Source organism: Natronococcus sp. A-GB7 (assembly GCF_029688865.1).
Lineage (GTDB): Archaea > Halobacteriota > Halobacteria > Halobacteriales > Natrialbaceae > Natronococcus.
The window spans coordinates 1-19,655 of sequence record NZ_JARUKV010000047.1 but is presented as its reverse complement, the minus strand read 5'-3'; the positions used below and the strand labels follow the sequence as shown (position 1 = coordinate 19,655).

General features: G+C 66.8%; 20 protein-coding genes and 1 tRNA gene. 14 read left to right on the top strand and 7 right to left on the bottom strand.

Annotated elements, in window-relative coordinates; translation table 11 throughout:
- Positions 1-505: 505 nt before the first annotated feature.
- Entirely contained in the window at positions 506-946 is a 441-nt protein-coding gene (locus QA609_RS23650) for a polyketide cyclase/dehydrase (RefSeq protein ID WP_278305080.1), read from the top strand.
- Positions 947-951: 5 nt separating this feature from the next.
- Here QA609_RS23650 and QA609_RS23645 read toward each other — a convergent pair whose 3' ends face one another.
- The gene (locus QA609_RS23645) at positions 952-1,602 is read right to left on the bottom strand and encodes an HAD-IA family hydrolase (RefSeq protein WP_278305079.1); all 651 of its coding nucleotides are present in this window, start codon (positions 1,600-1,602) and stop codon (positions 952-954) included.
- 163 nt (positions 1,603-1,765) lie between these two features.
- Here QA609_RS23645 and QA609_RS23640 point away from each other — a divergent pair, with 163 nt between their 5' ends.
- The gene (locus QA609_RS23640; RefSeq protein ID WP_278305078.1) at positions 1,766-2,248 is read left to right on the top strand and encodes a DUF6735 family protein; all 483 of its coding nucleotides are present in this window, start codon (positions 1,766-1,768) and stop codon (positions 2,246-2,248) included.
- Positions 2,249-2,343: 95 nt separating this feature from the next.
- Positions 2,344-3,117 carry an MOSC N-terminal beta barrel domain-containing protein gene (locus tag QA609_RS23635; RefSeq protein ID WP_278305077.1) on the top strand — a complete coding sequence of 258 codons (774 nt, stop codon included), beginning with the start codon at positions 2,344-2,346 and terminating at the stop codon, positions 3,115-3,117.
- A gap of 29 nt (positions 3,118-3,146) precedes the next feature.
- Here QA609_RS23635 and QA609_RS23630 read toward each other — a convergent pair whose 3' ends face one another.
- Positions 3,147-3,482, bottom strand: coding sequence for a rhodanese-like domain-containing protein (locus QA609_RS23630; RefSeq protein ID WP_278305076.1), 336 nt, complete (start codon positions 3,480-3,482; stop codon positions 3,147-3,149).
- A gap of 193 nt (positions 3,483-3,675) precedes the next feature.
- Here QA609_RS23630 and QA609_RS23625 point away from each other — a divergent pair, with 193 nt between their 5' ends.
- The 4 genes from QA609_RS23625 to QA609_RS23610 all read left to right on the top strand — a co-directional run bounded on the left by QA609_RS23625 (position 3,676) and on the right by QA609_RS23610 (position 7,494).
- Entirely contained in the window at positions 3,676-3,984 is a 309-nt protein-coding gene (locus QA609_RS23625; protein WP_278305075.1) for a cupin domain-containing protein, read from the top strand.
- 175 nt (positions 3,985-4,159) lie between these two features.
- A complete protein-coding gene (purF, locus tag QA609_RS23620; protein WP_278305081.1) occupies positions 4,160-5,632 on the top strand; it encodes an amidophosphoribosyltransferase in 1,473 nt (490 codons plus the stop codon).
- 129 nt (positions 5,633-5,761) lie between these two features.
- Positions 5,762-6,073 (top strand): hypothetical protein, encoded by a 312-nt coding sequence (locus QA609_RS23615; RefSeq protein ID WP_278305074.1) that lies wholly within the window; start codon positions 5,762-5,764, stop codon positions 6,071-6,073.
- A complete protein-coding gene (locus QA609_RS23610) occupies positions 6,070-7,494 on the top strand; it encodes an amidase (RefSeq protein WP_278305073.1) in 1,425 nt (474 codons plus the stop codon). The genes QA609_RS23615 and QA609_RS23610 overlap by 4 nt, the downstream gene beginning before the upstream one ends.
- Before the next feature lie 35 nt (positions 7,495-7,529).
- Here the strand turns inward: QA609_RS23610 and QA609_RS23605 are convergent, their stop codons facing one another.
- From QA609_RS23605 to QA609_RS23590, 4 genes are all read right to left on the bottom strand, one after another.
- Positions 7,530-8,414 carry an SDR family oxidoreductase gene (locus QA609_RS23605; RefSeq protein ID WP_278305072.1) on the bottom strand — a complete coding sequence of 295 codons (885 nt, stop codon included), beginning with the start codon at positions 8,412-8,414 and terminating at the stop codon, positions 7,530-7,532.
- Between the two features lie 79 nt (positions 8,415-8,493).
- Positions 8,494-8,898, bottom strand: coding sequence for a hypothetical protein (locus tag QA609_RS23600; RefSeq protein WP_278305071.1), 405 nt, complete (start codon positions 8,896-8,898; stop codon positions 8,494-8,496).
- Between the two features lie 43 nt (positions 8,899-8,941).
- A complete protein-coding gene (locus tag QA609_RS23595) occupies positions 8,942-9,505 on the bottom strand; it encodes a DUF420 domain-containing protein (RefSeq protein ID WP_278305070.1) in 564 nt (187 codons plus the stop codon).
- A 166-nt stretch (positions 9,506-9,671) separates the two neighbouring features.
- Positions 9,672-9,756, bottom strand: a tRNA-Leu gene (locus QA609_RS23590).
- Positions 9,757-9,965: 209 nt separating this feature from the next.
- Here QA609_RS23590 and QA609_RS23585 point away from each other — a divergent pair.
- The 3 genes from QA609_RS23585 (at position 9,966) to QA609_RS23575 (ending at position 12,859) form a co-directional block, all read left to right on the top strand.
- Positions 9,966-10,496: a multiprotein-bridging factor 1 family protein gene (locus QA609_RS23585; protein ID WP_278305069.1), complete on the top strand. Its 531-nt coding sequence runs from the start codon at positions 9,966-9,968 to the stop codon at positions 10,494-10,496.
- 179 nt (positions 10,497-10,675) lie between these two features.
- The gene (locus QA609_RS23580; protein ID WP_278305068.1) at positions 10,676-11,167 is read left to right on the top strand and encodes a redoxin domain-containing protein; all 492 of its coding nucleotides are present in this window, start codon (positions 10,676-10,678) and stop codon (positions 11,165-11,167) included.
- Positions 11,168-11,434: 267 nt separating this feature from the next.
- Complete coding sequence (locus tag QA609_RS23575) at positions 11,435-12,859, top strand: SLC13 family permease (protein ID WP_278305067.1); 1,425 nt, start codon at positions 11,435-11,437, stop codon at positions 12,857-12,859.
- A 110-nt stretch (positions 12,860-12,969) separates the two neighbouring features.
- Here QA609_RS23575 and QA609_RS23570 read toward each other — a convergent pair whose 3' ends face one another.
- Entirely contained in the window at positions 12,970-14,988 is a 2,019-nt protein-coding gene (locus QA609_RS23570) for a glucan 1,4-alpha-glucosidase (RefSeq protein ID WP_278305066.1), read from the bottom strand.
- A 148-nt stretch (positions 14,989-15,136) separates the two neighbouring features.
- On the opposite strand from QA609_RS23570, the gene QA609_RS23565 reads away from it, so the two are divergent.
- The 4 genes from QA609_RS23565 to QA609_RS23550 all read left to right on the top strand — a co-directional run bounded on the left by QA609_RS23565 (position 15,137) and on the right by QA609_RS23550 (position 19,615).
- Positions 15,137-16,201, top strand: a complete 1,065-nt coding sequence (locus QA609_RS23565; RefSeq protein WP_278305065.1) for a TrmB family transcriptional regulator sugar-binding domain-containing protein — start codon at positions 15,137-15,139, stop codon at positions 16,199-16,201.
- 128 nt (positions 16,202-16,329) lie between these two features.
- The gene (locus QA609_RS23560) at positions 16,330-16,983 is read left to right on the top strand and encodes a bifunctional 4-hydroxy-2-oxoglutarate aldolase/2-dehydro-3-deoxy-phosphogluconate aldolase (RefSeq protein WP_278305064.1); all 654 of its coding nucleotides are present in this window, start codon (positions 16,330-16,332) and stop codon (positions 16,981-16,983) included.
- 180 nt (positions 16,984-17,163) lie between these two features.
- Positions 17,164-18,234: a glucose 1-dehydrogenase gene (locus QA609_RS23555; protein WP_278305063.1), complete on the top strand. Its 1,071-nt coding sequence runs from the start codon at positions 17,164-17,166 to the stop codon at positions 18,232-18,234.
- A 142-nt stretch (positions 18,235-18,376) separates the two neighbouring features.
- Entirely contained in the window at positions 18,377-19,615 is a 1,239-nt protein-coding gene (locus QA609_RS23550; protein ID WP_278305062.1) for a mandelate racemase/muconate lactonizing enzyme family protein, read from the top strand.
- Positions 19,616-19,655: the final 40 nt, after the last annotated feature.

Genomic DNA, 19,655 nt, shown 5'->3' with positions numbered 1-19,655 from the left:
ACTCATCTTGCGGCGGACCGCAGGGGTGAACTCCTCATCTTCTTCGTACTATAACCAAGTCCCCGACCACTACATAAGGCCTTCGAACGTCACCGTCGCCGAGAGTCACTCACAAACACGTGACGGCGGCCTGAAACGCGGGTTTGGGTCGCCGGACGCTCGAGAACCTCAGTAATAATAGCCGTTCCCAACGGGGCTGGTTCCTAACCGTGTCTCCGGTGAGTGATACGAGGCAGTCGGACGCCTCCGGGTCGTCGAGAACGAAGTGCTGGGTTCGACCGCGAGACCGTTGGCGGATCCCCGGGACGACGAGCGTCTCGTGGATGAGGCAGCTGCAAGGAGCGTCCCGTGGCTGACTCGCTTCGGTCTGCCCGTTCGAACTCGACGGAGCCCGGAGACGACTTCCGCTCGAAGAACCGTCGGTTCGACAACGGTGTTCAGCCCGCTGCAATCCGTTCACCGGGGAACCGATACAGTCATCCTTTTGTGTGAGAGATATGGTAGCATGAACCAGATCGAGCTGTTCGAGGAGATCGACGCACCCCCCGAAGTGGTATGGGAGGTCCTGATCGAACTCGAGGACGCGGCTGGACGAACGACGATCGAGCGGTCGGTCGATGCAATCCCGGTCGTAGGAGACCGACTGCGTTCCGAGCAATCGTCGACCCGCGGTCGTATCGGGTTCCTCGAGCCGGAGGTACTTATCGCCGAGGAGAACCGCCGGCTCGTCCGCCTCGACAGGGTCGGCGTGCCGTTCGCCTTCGACAGCTACCACGAGTTTCACCTCGAGCCGATCGACGGCGGGAGGCGAACTCGGCTCCTCCAGCGAGAGACCGCCCGGGGGGCACTCGTCCCGCTAGCGTTCGACGAACGACGACTCGAGCGGGAGTTCGAGGAGCGAAATCGAACGATCAAGGAACGGGCCGAATCGCGGGCGAGAGCCTGAGCGGATTATCGAGGGAGTTCCCGCAGCTCCGCGAGCGAGTCGATCTCGTAGGTCGGCTCGGTCGGGAGTTCGTACCCGCGACGGTGGTCCCGGCGAACGAACGCCGCGTCGATGCCGAGGGCGTCGGCCGCGGCGACGTCGACGCGGCTGTCGCCGACGTAGATCGGGTTCTCGACCCCGAGGTCGTCGATCGCACGCTCGAGGTAGTACGGTTCAGGTTTCTTTCGCTCGACTCCCTCGAGCGTCGGCTCCCGTCCGTACCAGACGTCGAACGGGGCAAGCGAGCAGTGATCGAGGATGTTCCCGATCGTCTCGTGCTGGTTGTTGCTGACGATCGCCGTCGGCTCCTCGAGGCGCTCGAGTGCCGTGACGTCCTCGTAGGATTGCTTTCGACCTGATTTGAGTTCCTCGAGCTGAGCCTGGATCGCCGCGCGTTCGCGGGCCGCCCAGAGCGTCTCGGGCTCGAGTTCCCGATCGGTCGCGACCGTACGAAGGGAGTCGATGTCCGGACCGAGCAGCGTCTCGACCTCGTCGCTCGTCGGCTCCACGACCCCGACCTCGTCGAAGGCGGCGCGGATCGCTTCGACCAGGACCTCGCGATCGGTCGGTCTCGTCAGCACGCCATCGTTGTCGAAGACGAATGCGTCGTATCCCATCCGTTCGAAGGGGTAGGAGTTGCGGCGTTTTCTCGGTTGTGTTCAGTCACCCAGGCCCCGCTATCGTCCGCGGGTTGAAATGCAAGGGAGCGGCCAGCACCACCGATGGAGACCGAGGGTTCGTACGCGCGGAGGATTCGGAGCCGACCACGGAGGGAGGGCGATGGGGCATAGAGCGCTCGTCGCCTACGAGCGACCGGATCGGCTCTACGACCTGCGCTACAGCCACTGGGGCGGTGCCAGACTAGATCTCGGCGATCGGATCGACGAGGAAAGACCGCTCGCGAACGGCACCGTCGAGGAGTCGCCGATCGCCGAGGCAGTCACCGGAGAACGGGTTCTCCCGGACTTCCTCGATCCCTGCCGGTACGAGGCGCTGTATCTCGTTCGCAAGGGAGGGGCCGACGGCTACCGCGTCGCCTGGCTCGAGTGGGACGAGCGCCGCGGAGGCGACCACGGCGCGATCGTCGAACTCGAACCCGGCGAAGACGACCGCGAGTTCCGGCTCTGGTTTCGGGCGACGAAGACGGTTCTCGGCGATATCATCGAGATGGGACAGTTTCCCCGACACGCGGCACGGACGTACCTCGAGGCACGGGTCGTCGAGGAGTACGACGGGATCCCGTACACGTATCGCGGCACGTAGGCGCACCGAGAAAACGCCGTATCGATGGGCACCGACGGCCGGGAATCGGTGATCGAACGGGGTCGTTATATCGCGTCCCCTCGCAGTGGGAGACGATGGCACGAGTCGACCGACTCCGGGCGTACCCGATCAAGGGACTCGACGGAATCGACCTCGAGCGAGCCGAGTTCGTCGCGGGCGGCACCCTCGCGTTCGACAGGGAGTTCGCGCTCGTCGACGCGAGCGGGGACGTTATAAACGGGAAGCGAACGCCGCGCGTTCACGACCTCGAGACCGAGTTCGAACCGGAACGCGAAACGCTCTCCGTCGAGACCGACGGCGGTGACCGCCGACGGTTCGACCTGGAGACCGAGCGCGAGGCGGCCGAAGACTGGTTCGGCGACGTCTTCGACCTCGAGCTTACCCTCGAGCGCGACCGGTCGCTGGGATTCGTCGATCGACGGGAGATGGGGCCGTCGGTGATCAGCACGGCCACCCTCGAGACCGTCGCGGGCTGGTTCGACGGCCTGACCGTCGAGAGCGTCCGCCGTCGGATGCGAGCGAACGTCGAGATCGGCGGCGTCGAGCCGTTCTGGGAGGATCGCTTCGTCGGCTCCGGGGCGCCGTCGTTCGTCGCCGGCGACGTCCGGTTCGATGGCGTCACTCCCTGCGGACGCTGTGTCGTTCCGAAACGGGATCCCGACACCGGCGAGGCGCTGCCGGAGTTCCAGCGACGGTTCGTCGAGAAGCGCCGGGAGACGTTTCCCGAGTGGGCCGACGGGGACGCCTTCGACCACTACTACACGCTGATGCTCATCGCGGACGTTCCCGAACAATACCGGGATCACGGTCTCGAGGTCGGCGACTCCGTCGAGATCGTCGAGAAGTAGTCCGGATCGCCGATGCGATCAGAGGGTGATCAGTCCTCGGTGTCGGCGACCGACCCGGACTCGAGGTCGTACTCCCACTCCCGGTAACCGCCCTCCATGCTCGCGACGGCGTCGCTGTCGACGTCTTCGAAGCTCCCGATCAGCCGGGCGGCCTGGATCGAACTCTGGCCGATCGGACAGGCGACGACCACGTCGTCGCCCCAGTCGTACTCGTCGATCTCCGTCGCGAGTTTGGCCATCGGCACGTTGATCGCGCCGGGGATGTGTCCCCGCTCGTACTCCGATTCCGATCGGATATCGACGATCTGGACGTCCTCGTCCTCGAGCTTTGCCTTGACGTCTTCGGGTGGGATTTCGGATACCATTGTTGGGTGTCGGCGAGTGTCTGCCGTCTCGAGCGTCGATCCGGGTGGAACCGGGGACGCCTCGACGGCAGCGGTTCGTATGCACTCGGTTGGGAGAGCGACCCGTTAACACCTTTCGGTCGGATCCGGCGGGTCGGGATCGGCGAACGGGTTCGACGCCATGACCAAGTGGACGAGCGAGAAACGATCGGGTATGCCCGAACTGACGTCGCTTTCGGATCTGACCGGGACGCCCCACGCCGAGGTGTTCGACGACGGTGGCGACCCTCGAGCGGTCCGGCTGCAACTCGAGGCCGACGAACGGATCCCCGAACACCGCCACCCGGAATCGAACGTGGTCTTTCAGCTCTTGTCGGGCTCGCTCGAGCTCTCGCTGGACGGGGAGCCCTACGAACTCGAGTCGGGGGATCTCGTTCGGTTCGACGGCGACCAGGACATCTCCCCGCACGCCCTCGAGGAGAGCACGGCGGTCGTCGTCTTCGCGTCGAAACCGAAGTCATAGCTGGGGAGTCGTTCGCGGCAGCGCCGTCGTGCAATCCAGATATATGTCCACATTCGTGCATACTCGATGCGTCCAGGGGGCGTACTGACGGCACAAACACGGGGATTTTTGTCTGTGCGGGACTCTACGGTCGACCATGACTGATGGGCGGGGCGAGACTCCCCGGCGAACAGGAATGACCGAGAAGTGCGGCGTCGTCGGCGTCGCGCTCGACGGTCGCAACGCGGCCCGACCGTTGTACTACGCGCTCTACGCGCTCCAGCACCGCGGCCAGGAGTCCGCGGGCATCGTCACCCACGACGGCTTCCAGCAACACAGCCACGTCGACAGGGGACTGGTCGGCGACGTCTTCGCCGAGGGCGACCTCGAGGGGCTGGCCGGCTCGGCGGGGATCGGGCACGTCCGCTACCCGACGGCGGGCTCGCTCGACACCTCCTGTGCACAGCCGTTCTCGGTCTCGTTCAAGAGCGGCTCGCTGGGGCTCTCGCACAACGGCAACCTCGTCAACGCCGACGAGATCCGCGACGAACTCGCCGCCCTCGGCCACGCCTTCACCAGCGACGGCGACACCGAGGTCATCGCCCACGATCTGGCGCGTAACCTGCTCGAGGAGGACCTCGTCCGCGCCGTCAAGCGCACGATGGGACGGATCCACGGCTCCTACGCGCTGACGATCAGCCACGACGAGACGGTACTCGGAGTCCGGGATCCCCAGGGGAACCGTCCGCTCTGTATCGGGCGGCTCGAGGACGGCTACATCCTCGCCTCCGAGTCGGCCGCCATCGACACCTTAGACGGCGAACTCGTTCGGGACGTCCGTCCCGGCGAACTGGTCGTCCTCGATGCGGACGGACAGGGTTTCGACTCCTACCAGCTCGTCGAGGAGGACAACACCGCTCACTGCTTCTTCGAGCACGTCTACTTCGCCCGCCCGGACAGCGTTATCGACGACACCCTCGTCTACGAGGCGCGTCGCGAACTCGGCCGGAAGCTCTGGACTGAAAGCGGCGTCGAGACCGACGTCGTCATGCCGGTACCCGACTCCGGGCGCGCGTTCGCCTCGGGGTACGCCGAGGCGGCGGGCGAGACGACCCCCGACGGCGAGGCACGCCCGGAGGACGACGACGGCGTCGAGTTCGCCGAGGGGCTGATGAAGAACCGCTACGTCGGCCGCACGTTCATCATGCCGACCCAGGACGAGCGCGAGCGCGCGGTCCGGCTGAAGCTCAACCCGATCAAGTCCACGATCGAGGGCAAGACCGTCACCGTCATCGACGACTCGATCGTCCGCGGGACGACCTCCACCCAGCTCGTCCAGCTGCTCAAGGACTGCGGCGCCGAGGAGGTCCACGTCCGTATCGGCGCACCGGAGATCGTCGCCCCCTGTTACATGGGGATCGACATGGCCACCCGCGAGGAGCTGATCGCCGCCGACAAGGACACCAACGAGATCCGCGAGACCATCGACGCCGACAGCCTCGCCTACCTCTCGACCGACTCGGTCGCCGACGTCCTCGAGACCGAACGCATCGACCTCTGTCTGGGCTGCGTGACGGGAGAGTACCCCTACGATATCGAGGGCGAGGAGACCGACCGCGACGTCGACCGACCCGACCTCGAGGGCCGGACGATGCCCGCCGACGACTGACACCGCCCGCACCGTCCGAGATTATTTCTTCGCCAAACAGATCGTAACCTGCGACAATACTTATCGGCGTCGAGTCCTCGCGTGCCATATGGTATCAGGATCCAACCCGTTCGAAACCGAGGACTCAGTATGACTCGCCGGCGAACGTTTCTCACGCTGCTCGGCGCGGCGACGATGGCGAGTGCAGCGAGTACCGGAACAGCGGAAGAGACCGACAGCGAGGAAGTGATGGTAACGAGCGGAGAGCTCGAGCCTTCGGAGGCGCTGCTCGCGTACGTCGTCGCGAACTACGGCGACCGCCTCGACGACGAGGACCGCGAGGTGATCCGCGAGGGGATCGAGGGCTCGCTCGCTTCCGCCGACGCGTTCGGAGACGTCGGACTCGAGAACGCGGACGAACCGGCCTACGGGTTTAGCGCGTACCGGGGTGATCGGCCGTGATCTCCGACGAGATACTCGTCGAACCCGTCGACGAACTCGGACAGCGACTCCGCGCTGGCGAGTTCACCGTCCGAGAACTGACGGAGGCCTACCTCGATCGCCTCGAGCGGATCGGCCCCGAACTCAACGCCGTCGTAACCGTCACCGACGAGCGGGCGCTGGAAGCGGCCGACCGGCTCGACGAGGAACTCGAGGCAGGCGAGGATCGGGGCCCGTTGCACGGCATCCCCTACGGGGTGAAGGATCTCGTCGCTACCGAGGACGCGCCGACGACCTGGGGCGCGGAGCCGTACCGCGAGCAGGCGTTCGACGAGGACGCCGCCGTGGTCCGACGGCTCGACGAGGCCGGCGGCGTGCTGATCGGGAAACTCGCGATGGTCGAACTCGCTGGCGGCTTCGGCTACGACAGCGCGAACGCCACCTTCTCCGGCCCCGGGCGGAACCCGTGGGACGTCGAGGCCTGGGCTGGCGGCTCCTCGAGCGGCTCTGCGTCGGCGGTCGCGGCCGGCCTCGTCGGCTTCGCGATCGGTACGGAGACGTGGGGCTCGCTCAACACGCCGGCTGCCTTTTCGGGGATCCGTGCGGTTCGACCGACCTACGACCTGGTGAGCCGCGACGGCGTCATGGCGCTGTCGTGGACGATGGACAAGGTCGGGCCGATGTGTCGCACGGTCGACGGCTGTCAGCGCGTCCTCGAGGCGATCGCGGAGCCCCGTTCCGAGGATCGGCCCGGGCGAGGGCCGCCGAAGGGCGTGCCAGGGGCTCCTCGAGCCGACGGCCGAGGAGACGACTTCGCGATCGCCGTCCCGGAAGGCGCGGGCGAGGGCGAACAGGAAGGTGTTCGCGAGAACTTCGAGCGAACGCTCGAGACGCTCGCCGAGTTCGCGACGGTCGAACGCGTCTCGTTGCCCGACCTGCCCTACGCCGAGATGGCGGGGACGATCATCGACGCCGAGGCCGCGGCGGCGTTCGAGACGCTCGTCGAAAGCGGCGAGATTCACGACCTCGACGACGAGGTCCACCAGCTCGGCAGCTACCGGGCGAGCACCGTGCTCGCGAAGGACTACGTCAACGCCAACCGCGTCCGGACGAAAGCACAGCGCCAGCTCGACGACCTCCTCGCCGACTACGACGCGCTCGTCTCCCCGGCCCGGGAAGCCGTGGCGAATCCGATCGAGGAGTCGATCGCGGAGTTCTTCGGGCAGTTCGAGACGCCGCCCGTCAACGCTGCCGCGAACGTCGCCGGGCTGCCGGGCGTGACGATTCCGAACGGCTTCGGCGAGCGCGGCCTCCCGACGGCCGTCGAGTTCGTCGGCCGTGCGTGGGTGGACCCGACGCTGCTCGCTGTGGCCTGTGAGTACGAACGACGAACCGACCGCGTCGACTACGCGGCGCTGGTCGAGGCACTCGAGGGACAGTGAGCCGGGAAGCGACGCACGACGACGGAATTCGGCGGCTATCCGCCTACGATCGAGCCGCCGTTGATGTGTAGCGTCTGCCCGCTCACGTACGAAGAGTCCTCGCAGGCCAGGTAGACGTACGCCGGGCCGAGTTCGCTTGGCTGGCCCGGACGACCCATCGGGACGTCCTGGCCGAACTCCTCGACGGCCTCGGGGTCGTAGTCGCCGATCGTCGCGGGGATCAGCGGCGTCCAGATCGGACCGGGCGCGACCTGGTTGACGCGGATCCCCTCGGGGGCGAGCTGCTGGGACAGCGAGCGCGTGAAGGCGACGATTGCGCCCTTGGTCGTCGAGTAGTCCACGAGCATGTCGTTGCCCGCGAACGCGTTCACCGAGGTCGTGTTGACGATCGCGTCGCCGTCCTCGAGATGGGGCAGCGCCTCCCGGGTCAGATAGAAGTAGCCGTGCATGTTCGTCGCGAACGTCTCCTCCCACTGCTCGTCGGTGATGTCGGTCAGGTCGGTCTTGACCACCTGGGCCGCTGCGTTGTTCACAAGGACGTCGAGATCGCCGAACTCGTCGACGACTTCCTCGACGGCCGCCTGGCAGAACGCGCTGTCGCGGACGTCACCCGAGATGGTCAGGCTCTCCTGGCCCTCGTCCTCGATCATCTCCGCGGTCGTCTCGGCGTCCTCCTCCTCGTCTAAGTACATGACGGCGACGTCGGCACCCTCGCGGGCGAAGTGGACCGCGGCGGCCCGGCCGATCCCGCTGTCCCCGCCGGTGACGACGGCGACCTTCCCCTCGAGCTTGCCGCTGCCCTCGTAGTCGTCCCGGATGAACTCGGCGGGCGGCTCCATCTCGCTCTCGAGGCCGGGCTGGCGATCCTGCTGTTGGGGCTCGACCTCTTCGGCCTTCTCGCGGGCCTGCTCGCGTGTCATGGTCAGCGCTACCTTCCGACGACTGTTGGACGTGTGCGTTGCGAGCGAAGGCAGCCTCCAGCCCAGCGACCGCAGACCCTCACCCGCTTCCACTCCGGCGCGCGTAGAGGATCCCCGCGAGGAGGGCGACCGCGAACAGGCCGAACAGCGGCCGGATCGGATCGACGTAGGTCGCGAGCCAGGAGCTCCCGAACAGCGCGACGAGGACGGCGTTGCAGTGCGGGCAGGCGACGGCGAAGAAGCCGCCCGCGGCGCCGGCGTATCCGCAGGCGTCGCCGGAGCAGTCGTCGATCGCCGTCCGCTGTGCGGCGTAGGCGCCCGCGAGAACCGTCGTCAGCAACAGAAACCCGTAGTCGAGCGGCGTTCGAGGGACCATCCGCTCGAAGATCGGCGTCGGGACGAGCCCGGTGACGACGCCGGTCACGAGAAAGAACGCGCCGCCGACGAGAAGCCCGTTTCGAACGGCCGTCCGATTCGGTTGCACGACCGATCGTTCGGCCGTCGGGAGGAAAAGCCGTCGGTTCGAGTCAGTAGCCGACGTGGAGGAGCGCGTAGACGACGATCCCCAGCGAGAAGGAGATCAGCCACAGCGTCGCTGCGGCCCGACCGACTCGAGCGTGGTTCGTCCGCGCCAGCTCCGCGGGCGAGTACGCCCCCGCCAGCAGGAGCGCGTGGTAGACGAGCGGGATGCAGACCACCGCGAGCAGGATGTGAATCGCCAGGATCGGCAGGTAGACGAACTGGTAGACCGCATCCGGGCCCGGAAACGGCTGCGGGCCGCCGGTCGCGACCAGTCGGTAGAGGTAGAGCGTGAGAAACGCCGCGAACAGGCCGAACGAGGCGAGCATCGCGATTCGGTGGCGATCGATCCGCCCGCGCCTGATCTCCCGCCAGCCGACCGCGATCGTCGCGATGGCCATCGCGCTGATCGCGACGTTGATGTGCGGAATGATCTCGAGGAACCACTCGGGCGCGCCCGGTACCGTCGACTGCGGAATCCGTCCGCCCGCGGCGGCGAAGACAACCGCCAGCGAGACGACGCTCAGAACGGCCGTGAGCGAGCGGACCCGCTCTCGAGGAACGTACTCCATGTTCGGGGGTTCGACCGAGCGAAGAAAGCGGTTGCTGTCTCTCGATCTGGCTCGAGCGACGAGCACCGTCGCTCTCGAGTGCAGCGTTCGTCAGAAGTTATGCGTGGGTGATGTCCGCGAAGGGAGATCACCTGCATCGTGTTTCGCGGCAGAGCCGCGCATGCGATGCGTGGGACCGGATTTGAACCGGCGGACCCCTACGGGACAGCGCCCTCAACGCTGCGCCGTTGGCCTAGCTTGGCTACCCACGCTCGCGTTCTCTTTCTGCACTCAATCGTATCCAGCGTGATTATAAAAGCCCTTTCCTTTGGGTCGGCGCCTGCGCCTGAATCACACGGAATCGGCCGAGGGCGCCATCCGCCGATCTGGGCGAACGGTACGAACCGTCCGTCCGACTGCCTTGGAAACGTCCGATCGTAGCTACCGTATAGTTAAAATGCGACAGATTCCAACGTACGGTATGGCTAAGTACTCGACCGGTTCGTCCGGTGGCGGTGGCGGGACGAACTGCGAACTCTGTGGCGCCGAGAGCGACTCGCTTCGGCGCGCGCAGGTCGCCGGTGCCGAACTCGAGGTCTGTCCGGACTGTGCGCCACACGACGACGCACAGAAACGCAGCGGGGGACGCGGGGGTCGCGGCGGCTCCAGTTCACAGGGAGGCGGGCAGGACGACGGGCCCAGCCGGAAACAGAAAGCGGCCCAGAACGTCGCGAAGGCCAACCCCGTCTGGGACGGCGACTCCGAACACTGGGAGAAGGAGGGGACGAACTACGACGACGATCCGTTACCCTACCTCGTCTCCGACTACGGCTCGGTGCTCGTCGAAGCCCGTCGAGAGGCGGGCTACCAGCGCGAGGAACTCGCCGAGGAGCTCGACGTCCCCGAGAAGGACCTGCTGGCGATCGAGCAGGGTCGGGCGACCCAGGCCGGCGTCGGCGGCGGCCTGATCGACGCCCTCGAGGAGACCCTCGACGTCTCGCTGGCGGAGTGAAGCGTTCACGGGCTTGTTCCGCGTCAATCGTCCGAACTCGCCCGCACTCGAACGATCATCGGCCGGCAAGCGGTGCTTACCGGACGGGGAACTGCGAGGAGCGTGGCAGCCGCCTGCCGCTCGAGAGAACCCCACTGTCGACCCCCCACCATTTTTGAGCGTCGGATTGTAGAACGTCTATGTCTTCCGAGTCCCTTCGGACAACGCTCTCGAACGTCACAGCGGGACCGAAGCGCGTCTCGGTAGCGGAACTCGGCGCAGCGTCGGACTCAGTCGTCCTTCTGTTGATGCAGAGTCACAACAGCGGCACGTGTCGACAGCAGGCCCGCGAGATCGCAGCCGAGTACGAGCGGTTCGAGCAACGAAACGCGGCGGTGGCGGCGGTCGTTCCGGGAAGCGCGCCGAAGGTTCGTGCCTGGCGACGGCTCGTCGATCCGCCGTTTCCGGTTCTGGCGGATCGGGACGGGGTTCTCGCCGAGGCGTTCCTCCAGCAAACCCGGTACGGACAGCTCGGGCGATTCCTCTCGTCGATCGGACGGTTACCGATGGCGGTCGTGCTCGACTATCGCGACGGCGAGCCCGTACTCGAGTACAGCTACGAGGGAGAGACGTCGTTCGACCGCCCATCCGTCGACGAACTTCTCGACGCTATCGACGAGTGCCGGTCGTGAGCCGTCGTGCTCTCGTCGATAGCGTCGCGTCTCCATCGAGTGCCGCGTGGCTCACATCGGCTCCGCAGGCATCTGTTACTCGGATCCGGATTAATTTGAGAGTTGGTCGATAACTACTATAGTAGTATCCAAATGGCGCGGCAGTGCTCGTGAATTAGCACATTGTCACATCATACGGACCTTATTTCTACCATTGTCCAGTTAGTTACTCGCATAATATAATTAGATATAAAACGGTTTGCTCTGACTGGTGAGAGCGTAACATACATGGCAATCGCTAACCCGCTGGTCGTTTTCGCGATCGGCTTGGTTGCAGTTATCGCGTTGCTCGTCTGGCTCAAACTACCCGCTATCATCGGCCTCATTATCGCCTCGCTGATCGTCGGTGCCGCGACGGCTGCGGTGCCGTTCGGTGAGGTGCCCGCGGAGATCGCCGACGGGTTCGGTGATACGATGGTCGGAGTCGGAATCCCCATCCTGATGGCCGCTGTTATCGGGAAGGCGATGATGGAAAGCGGCGCCGCAGAGCGGATCGTTCGCTCCTTCCAGTCGACGACCGGCGAGGACAAATCGTACCTCGCGCTGTGGGGGAGCAGTAGCGCGCTGTCGATCCCCGTCTTCTTCGACAACGTCTTCTTCCTGCTGGCACCGCTAGCCCGGTCGATGCGGGCCCGAACCGGACGCGACTACGCGCTGTTCATCTGTGTCATCGGCGCCGGTGCGGCGACGACCCACGTCTTCGTCCCGCCGACCCCGGGTCCGCTCGCGGTGGCGGCGGAACTCGGCGACGCGGTCGACCTTGGCGCGATGATGCTCGGCGGCGTTCTCGTCGCCATTCCGACGGCGGCGATCTCCGGCGTCCTCTACGGAAAGTGGATCAACGCCCGCCTCGACGACATCCCGCTCCGAGAGACGATGGGATCGACTCCCGAGGAGGTTCACGAGCGCGCCGAGCGCCCGATCAGCGAGCTTCCGGGCGTGTTCGAGGCGTCGCTCCCGATCCTGCTTGCGGTGGTACTCGTTGCGTCGAACACGACGAACGACTTCCTGGTCGATCTCGCCGCGGACGGTGTCGCACCGTTCGCCGGAATGGAGGGGGCTCTCGAGGCGGCTCAGCCGGCGACGAGCTTCCTGGGCGACCCCAACTTCGCGTTGACTGCCGCCGCCCTCGCCGCCGCGATAACGTACCTCCGTGCTCGCTCGATCGACCAGAGCGTCTGGACGGACGAGCTCACGGAATCGCTCAAGAGCGGCGCGCACATCGCCGCGATCACCTCCGCGGGCGGCGCGTTCGGCGGACTCCTCGCCGCCTCGGGGATCGGTGAGTACATCACGGACCTGGTTGCCGTCGGCGCCGGCGGTGGCGTAACCGTGCTCGTCTCGGCGTGGCTCGTCGCCGCCGCGATCCGCATCGCACAGGGGTCGGCGACCGTCGCGATGATCACGACCGCCGGGATCATGGCGCCGCAGGTGCCCGACCTGGCCGTCCACCCGGTCTACCTCGCGCTCATCATCGGCGCCGGCGGGAACATCTGCTCGTGGTACAACGACAGCGGCTTCTGGCTGATCAAGGAGATCGGCGGCCTCACCCAGATGGAGACGGTCAAGATCTGGACGGCGCTGACGACGATCATCTCGGTGACGGCGTTCGTGATCATTACGATCGTCGCCTCGGTCGTGCCGCTCGCCTGATCGGCACCGGCCGTCACCGCCCGCGCTTTTGGCAGAAACCGGATCCGAAACTCGAGGAGCCGACGCCGCGTTCTATCGCACCAGCGACGCGGCAGAACGGTCGCCTGCGGTCACTCGGGGCTCGCCGGGCGTCCGTCTAGACGATCCCCGCTCGACGCCTCGAGCGCCGTCGCCGTCGCGAGTCGAATCGCGTGGGGCCATCCGAGCGGCGTCGCGCTGTCGGGCGTCCCGTCGTCGAAGAACTGCTCGGGAAGGTACTCTCCCTTACTTCGCAGCGGCCCGCCCGGGGCGACGAGCTCCAGCAGCGCTCGAGCACGGGCGTCGAACTCCGGGGCGGCGTCGTGGCCCGACGCCGCGAGCAGTTCGTGGAGCTCCGCCGACGCGTGAGCGCCCCACGCGGTGGTCACCGTCCAGATCTTCGCCTCCTTCTGATCGGCGACCCGCCACGGGTCGCCCTCGAAGCGAGCGAGGCCCTCGATCGGGCCCTCGGGGTCGCGGTAGAGTCCGTCGGTCGTCGTCTCGAGGTGGGAGACGAGTTGCCCGAGTCGATCGTCGTCGACGGTTCCGATCGCGGCGTACTCGCGGTGGGCGGCGGCCAGCGCAAGCGTGCTCCCGTCGAGGCGCTCGTCGAGGTCGCCGCCCTCGAGCCGGAGCGCGTAACAACCCCGCTCGGACACCCACAGCGCGTCGAGACTCTCGTAGACCGTTCGCGCGCTCTCGCGTGCACGCGCCGTGACGTCGTCGGGCAGCGGCGCCCGGGCGATCGCGGCGTAGGCCTCGAGGAACGTCGCGGCGGTGTGGGTGAACCGTCCGGTCATGTTCTCCCAGGCGTTCTGGACCTCGCCGGGGAGGCCGTCGGCCTCGAGGGTGTCGTCCAGCCCCTCGAGCGCGTCGACGACGGCCTCGCGGACGCGCTCGTCGTCGTCGATTACCCGGAGGTAGGTCGCGAGGTAGGCTGCGACGCTTGCGGTCTGGTCGGCCTGGTAGTCGACCGAGTCGGCCTCCTCGAGTCGACCGTGGGCCCAGCCGGGGGCGAGGCTCCCGTCGTCGGGCCAGACCCGGTGGGGCCAGGTGCCGTCCTCGAGCTGGGTCTCGACGTAGAAGCGGGCGCTGGCGGCGTGCCACTCGTCGAGGCCGAGCCCCGCCCGCCGATCGGCCTCGAGCAGGAAGCCGGCGATCTCGGCGTCGTCGCGGAACCAGGTGTAGCCGTACCCGCCCGAGTGCCGGTAGAACGGGTCGAACTCGGGGCCGGCGATCCGGGCTCCCGACGGCGCCCGAAGCAAGGAGAGCGCCCGGAGGTCGGCGAACCCGCCGTCGATACCGGAGGTCGTTTCGGGGAGTCGGTCGCTGGCCTGCCGTCGACCCGCCTCGAGCAGCGCCTCGGGATCGGCGTGTGCGTCGGCGTCCGCCCGCACGCGCTCGAGGGCGTCGGCCCGATCGCCCGCCGAAAGCAGAGTCGCGATCGTCGCGGTCGGCTCCGACCCCGAAAGCTCGACGTCGACCATCACGATCGGGCTCAGGCGATCCTCCTCGTACCGATCGTCGGTCCCGGGTCGCGGAAACGGGACGAGGTCGTCGTCGAGTACCTCCTCGAACCGGATCGACGGGTGGCCGATAACCGAGAGATCCGTCGAGGCCGCGAGGAAGTCCCGCTCGTTGCGGTGGTGGACCTCGATGGCATCACCGTGGCGGAGCTGCCCGATCCGGCCCGTCTGGTTGTCGGGGGCGAATCCGACGCAGGCCCGGATCGTCGCCTCGGCGTCGTCCGGACCCTCGAGGGCGAACGCCGTAAGATGAAGCCGGCCGAGCGTCAGATCGTACTGTCGGCAGGTGTGGCCGCCGACCTCGTGGACGGTCTCGACGATCGCAGTGTCGCCGACGTACCGCTGGGTGCCGTCCTCGAACCAGGACACGTCGCCGTCGATCTCGAGCCCGAAGCGAGAGCGTTCGATCCCCGCAAGTCCCGACAGCGGGTACGAGTAGTCTTTGAGCGAGCCGTCCGGGGTGACGTGGACGAGCCGATCGTCGAGCCCGGAGAACAGCCCCTCGGTCGAGCGGCGCTCGCCGGAGAATCGGCGGGAATCGCCGCGGGAGCGCTCGACGTCGTCGAGTGCGTCGTACAGTTCCATCGTGTTGGTCGTTCGTGCTCCGCTGATTAAAAATTTGTTGAAAAATGTGTTCTTACTTTTCCGATCTCGGTGGGAGAGGGCCCGTTCGACGACCGAACCGATCGGGAATCTTTTACAGCGACCGGCCGATCGTTAGGGTGGAAAACACATGGACGACGACGACCTCGCTCGGTTGCTCGAGCGGTTCGGCCTCTCGACGAAGGAGATCGACACCTACCTCGCGATCCTCGAACACGGGGAGTCGAAGGCGAGTACGATCGCCGACGCTGCAGACGTCTCCAAGCGGTACGTCTACAGCATCAGCGAGGAACTCGAGGAACGGGGGTTCGTCGAGGTCGACGATCACTCGGTACCGACGCTGATCAGGCCGGTCCCGCCCGAAGCGGTCGTCGATCGTCTCACCCGCAGCGTCGAGGAGATCGAACCCGAGATCAGAACTCGGTACACCGAGACCGAGCGACCGGGCGAGCAGTTCGAGGTGATCAAGTCCCGACAGACGGTTCTCAAACGGATCCGAGAGCTCCTCGCTGGCGCCGAAACCGAGGTGACGCTGTCGCTGCCCGCCGAGGTGCTCCCGCGGATCCGGACGACTCTCGAGGAGACCGTCGACCGCGGGGTGCTCGTCTTACTGTTGCTCGGCGGCGCCGAAAGCGACCGCCAGGATATCGCCTCGCTGGCCGGGACCGCGAGTACGGTTCGAACGTGGGACGCGCTGGTGCCGACGATGCTGACGGTCGACCGACGACACGGGCTGCTCGCACCCAGCGAGTTGCTGACCGACTCGACGAGCGAAACCCGAGCGATCTCACTCACCCAGGAACAGCTCGCGCCCGTTCTGGCGGGTTCGTTCCTGGCGAACTACTGGCCGACCGCCGAGGAGCGGTACGTCACCGCCCCTCGCGAACTTCCTCGGACCTACGAGGGCTTTCGGAACGCGGTCTTCCAGATCGCCCTCCACCGGGCGGCCGACACCCGGATCGAGGCGACCGTTACCGGCTCCTCCATCGGTGACCGGGAGCTGCCTACGACGCTAACCGGTGAAGTCGTCGACGTCCGCCAGAGCCTCGTTCGCCCGGCTACCTCGACGCTGCCGATCGAGAACGCGTTCCAGCTCGAGGTCGACGACGAACGGTACACGATCGGGGGTTCGGGCGCCTTTCTCGAGGAGTTCGAGGCCGACTCGGTGACGATCCGCCGACTCGAGGCGGAGTAGCTGGCTCGGCAACTTTCTTGACCAGGGGCCGCGAACCCGGTCGTAATGAACGCTCTTTCGCGACCGAGTGAACGTTCGACGAGCGCACGGCCGACGATCACCCGAGCGAGCACCGACGGAGGTCGTCGATGAGTTCGCCGGAAGCCGTCAAGGAGCGAATCGTCGAGAGCGGCGCGCTCGCCGTCCTTCGCGGGGTCGACGAGGACGACGTCGTTCCGGTCGCTCGCGCGATGTCCGAGGCCGGCGTTGGCGCACTCGAGGTGACCGCGGACGGGACGCGAACGTACGAGAAGCTCGCGGCGATCGACCGCGAGCTCGAGGGAACGGACACCGTCGTCGGTGCGGGCACCGTTCTGGACGCCGCCAGCGCCCAGTCGGTGATCGACGCGGGTGCCGACTTCGTCGTCTCCCCCCACGTCGATCCCGAGGTCGTGACCGTCTGTAACCGCCACGGCGTGCTCTCGGCGCCCGGCGTCATGACGCCGACCGAGGCCGTCACCGCGATCGACGCTGGCGCGGACGTGCTGAAGATGTTTCCCGCCTCGACGGTCGGCCCCGGACACATCGGCGCCCTGCAGGGTCCGCTGGGCGACGTCGACGTGATCCCGACCGGCGGCGTCGATCGGGAGAACCTCGCCGACTACCTCGAGGCCGGCGCGGTCGCCGTCGGCGCCGGGAGCGCGATCGTCGACTACGACGCGATCGCCGACAGCGACATGGACCAGGTTCGAGAGACGGCCGCCGCGTTCGTCGAGGCTGTCGAGCACGCACGCGACGAGTAGCGGCCGCTACTGGTCGCCGCGAACGGTTTTGCTGCGAGCCGAGACGGGCAGCGACAGCGCTCGAACCTGCGGACCGCGTCGGCCGGGTCCGCGAATCGGTACCGACGGTCCCCCGACCGCTGTTCAAATATTTACTACAGATAGCGTAATCTTTTATTCGCTCGGTTCCTACCTCGAGCCATGAAGGCGATCGCAGTCGAACCGGGTGCTGGCGAACCGACCGTCGTCGAGCGCCCGCTCCCCGAACCGAGCGACGGCGAGGCGCTCGTCCGAACGCTCCGCGTCGGCGTCGACGGCACCGACCACGAGGTCATCGCGGGCCACCACGGCGAGGTGCCCCCCGGCGAGGACCGCCTCGTACTGGGTCACGAGGCCGTCGGCGTCGTCGAGGATCCGAACGGTACCGATCTCGAGGCGGGCGACTACGTCGTTCCGACGGTGCGTCGACCGCCCAACGGCACCAACGAGTACTTCGAGCGCGGCGAGCCCGACATGGCTCGCGAGGGAGAGTACCTCGAGCGCGGCATCGTCGGCGCCCACGGCTTCATGGCCGAGTACTTCACGAGTCCCGCCGAGACGCTCGTCCCGATCCCCGAACGACTCGCCCATCTCGGATTCCTGGTCGAGCCGATCAGCGTCTCCGAGAAGGCGATCGAGCACGCCGTCGCCTCCCGCTCGGCGTTCGAGTGGGAGCCCGAAACCGCGCTCGTCCTGGGCAACGGCTCGCTCGGCCTGCTGACGCTCGCGATGTTCGAGACGACGCTTGGCTTCGATCGCACGTACTGTCTCGGCCGACGGGACCGCCCCGACCCGACGATCGACATCGTCGAGAAGCTCGGTGCGACATACGTCGACTCGCGGGAGACGCCGGTTCCCGAGATTCCCGACGAGCACGAATCGGTCGACTTCGTCTACGAGGCGACCGGCTACGCGAAACACGCCTTCGAAACGATCGAGGCGCTTGCGCCCAACGGCGTCGGCGCCCTGCTGGGCGTCCCCGAGTCCTGGTCGTTCGAGATCGACGGCGGGAAACTCCACCGGGAGTTCGTCCTGCAGAACAAGGCGCTCGTGGGATCGGTCAACTCCCACCGCGGCCACTTCGAGGCCGCCACCGATACGCTCGAGGGACTGCCAGACTGGCTGTTCGACGACCTCGTCACGGGCGTCTACGGGCTCGACGAGTACGAGCGGGCGTTCGAGACCGGCGACGACGTCGTGAAGACGGCCGTCGAGTTCTCGTCCCTCGAGTAAATCGCCGGGACGGCTCGAGCCGTTCGGGCGCCGCGTGCGAGTCGGCGGATACCGGCGTGTAGTGCCGACAGTCGTACTCGTGTGCCTGAGAGTGTGTCCCGAAATAGAAACAATTACCCGATCACGAGTGAGTACTGCGCCTATGGGAGTCGACTACTCGAAGCTACACGATCCGAACGCGGAGTACACGATGCGGGAGCTCTCCGCGGAGACGATGGGCGTCACCGGCGAGCGCGGTAACGGCCGCGACGTCGAGATCACGGACGTCCAGACGACGATGATCGACGGCAACTTCCCGTGGACGCTCGTCCGGATCTACACCGACGCCGGCATCGTCGGCACCGGCGAGGCCTACTGGGGCGCCGGCGCCCCCGAACTCATCGAGCGGATGAAACCGTTCCTCCGGGGCGAGAACCCGCTGGACATCGACCGGCTCACCGAGCACCTCGTCCAGAAGATGTCCGGCGAGGGGTCGCTCGGCGGCGTCACCGTCACCGCGATCTCGGGCATCGAGGTCGCCCTGCACGATCTGGCGGGCAAGATCCTCGAGGTGCCGGCCTACCAGCTGCTGGGCGGCAAGTACCGAGACGAGGTCCGAGTCTACTGTGACTGTCACACGGAGGAGGAGGCCGACCCCGTCGCCTGCGCCGACGAGGCGGAACGCGTCGTCGAGGACCTGGGTTACGACGCCCTGAAGTTCGACCTCGACGTCCCCTCCGGCCACGAGAAGGACCGCGCCAACCGCCACCTGCGCGGCGTCGAGGTCGAGCACAAGGCCAGCATCGTCGAGGCGATCACCGAGCGCGTCGGCCACCGCGCCGACGTCGCCTTCGACTGCCACTGGACGTTCTCGGGCGGCAGCGGCAAGCGTCTGGCTCAGCGCTTAGAGGAGTACGACGTCTGGTGGCTCGAGGACCCCGTCCCGCCGGAGAACCACGACGTCCAGCGGGAGGTCACCCAGAGCACGTCGACCCCGATCACCGTCGGCGAGAACGTCTACCGCAAGCACGGCCAGCGCAGCCTCATCGAGAACCAGGCCGTCGACATCATCGCGCCCGACATGCCCAAGGTCGGCGGCATGCGCGAGACCCGGAAGATCGCCGACCTCGCGGACATGTACTACATCCCGGTCGCGATGCACAACGTCTCCTCGCCGGTCGCGACGACCGCCAGCGCCCACGTCGGCGCCGCCATTTCGAACTCCCTGGCCGTCGAGTACCACTCCTACGAGCTCGACTGGTGGGAGGATATCGTCCAGGAGGACGTCATCGAGGACGGCTACATCGACATCCCCGAAGAACCCGGCCTCGGCGTGACCCTCGACATGGACGTCGTCGAGGAGCACATGGTCGAGGGCGAGGAGTTGTTCGACGAAGCGTAATCTTCGTCGGGCCAGCAAATCTCTGATTTGCGGTGTTCGA

Coding starts and splice junctions, on each gene's coding strand:
- QA609_RS23650 (WP_278305080.1), top strand. CDS start 506: ATGAACCAGATCGAGCTGTTCGAGGAGATCGACGCACCCCCCGAAGTG.
- QA609_RS23645 (WP_278305079.1), bottom strand. CDS start 1,602: ATGGGATACGACGCATTCGTCTTCGACAACGATGGCGTGCTGACGAGA.
- QA609_RS23640 (WP_278305078.1), top strand. CDS start 1,766: ATGGGGCATAGAGCGCTCGTCGCCTACGAGCGACCGGATCGGCTCTAC.
- QA609_RS23635 (WP_278305077.1), top strand. CDS start 2,344: ATGGCACGAGTCGACCGACTCCGGGCGTACCCGATCAAGGGACTCGAC.
- QA609_RS23630 (WP_278305076.1), bottom strand. CDS start 3,482: ATGGTATCCGAAATCCCACCCGAAGACGTCAAGGCAAAGCTCGAGGAC.
- QA609_RS23625 (WP_278305075.1), top strand. CDS start 3,676: ATGCCCGAACTGACGTCGCTTTCGGATCTGACCGGGACGCCCCACGCC.
- purF (WP_278305081.1), top strand. CDS start 4,160: ATGACCGAGAAGTGCGGCGTCGTCGGCGTCGCGCTCGACGGTCGCAAC.
- QA609_RS23615 (WP_278305074.1), top strand. CDS start 5,762: ATGACTCGCCGGCGAACGTTTCTCACGCTGCTCGGCGCGGCGACGATG.
- QA609_RS23605 (WP_278305072.1), bottom strand. CDS start 8,414: ATGACACGCGAGCAGGCCCGCGAGAAGGCCGAAGAGGTCGAGCCCCAA.
- QA609_RS23595 (WP_278305070.1), bottom strand. CDS start 9,505: ATGGAGTACGTTCCTCGAGAGCGGGTCCGCTCGCTCACGGCCGTTCTG.
- QA609_RS23585 (WP_278305069.1), top strand. CDS start 9,966: ATGGCTAAGTACTCGACCGGTTCGTCCGGTGGCGGTGGCGGGACGAAC.
- QA609_RS23580 (WP_278305068.1), top strand. CDS start 10,676: ATGTCTTCCGAGTCCCTTCGGACAACGCTCTCGAACGTCACAGCGGGA.
- QA609_RS23575 (WP_278305067.1), top strand. CDS start 11,435: ATGGCAATCGCTAACCCGCTGGTCGTTTTCGCGATCGGCTTGGTTGCA.
- QA609_RS23570 (WP_278305066.1), bottom strand. CDS start 14,988: ATGGAACTGTACGACGCACTCGACGACGTCGAGCGCTCCCGCGGCGAT.
- QA609_RS23565 (WP_278305065.1), top strand. CDS start 15,137: ATGGACGACGACGACCTCGCTCGGTTGCTCGAGCGGTTCGGCCTCTCG.
- QA609_RS23560 (WP_278305064.1), top strand. CDS start 16,330: ATGAGTTCGCCGGAAGCCGTCAAGGAGCGAATCGTCGAGAGCGGCGCG.
- QA609_RS23555 (WP_278305063.1), top strand. CDS start 17,164: ATGAAGGCGATCGCAGTCGAACCGGGTGCTGGCGAACCGACCGTCGTC.
- QA609_RS23550 (WP_278305062.1), top strand. CDS start 18,377: ATGGGAGTCGACTACTCGAAGCTACACGATCCGAACGCGGAGTACACG.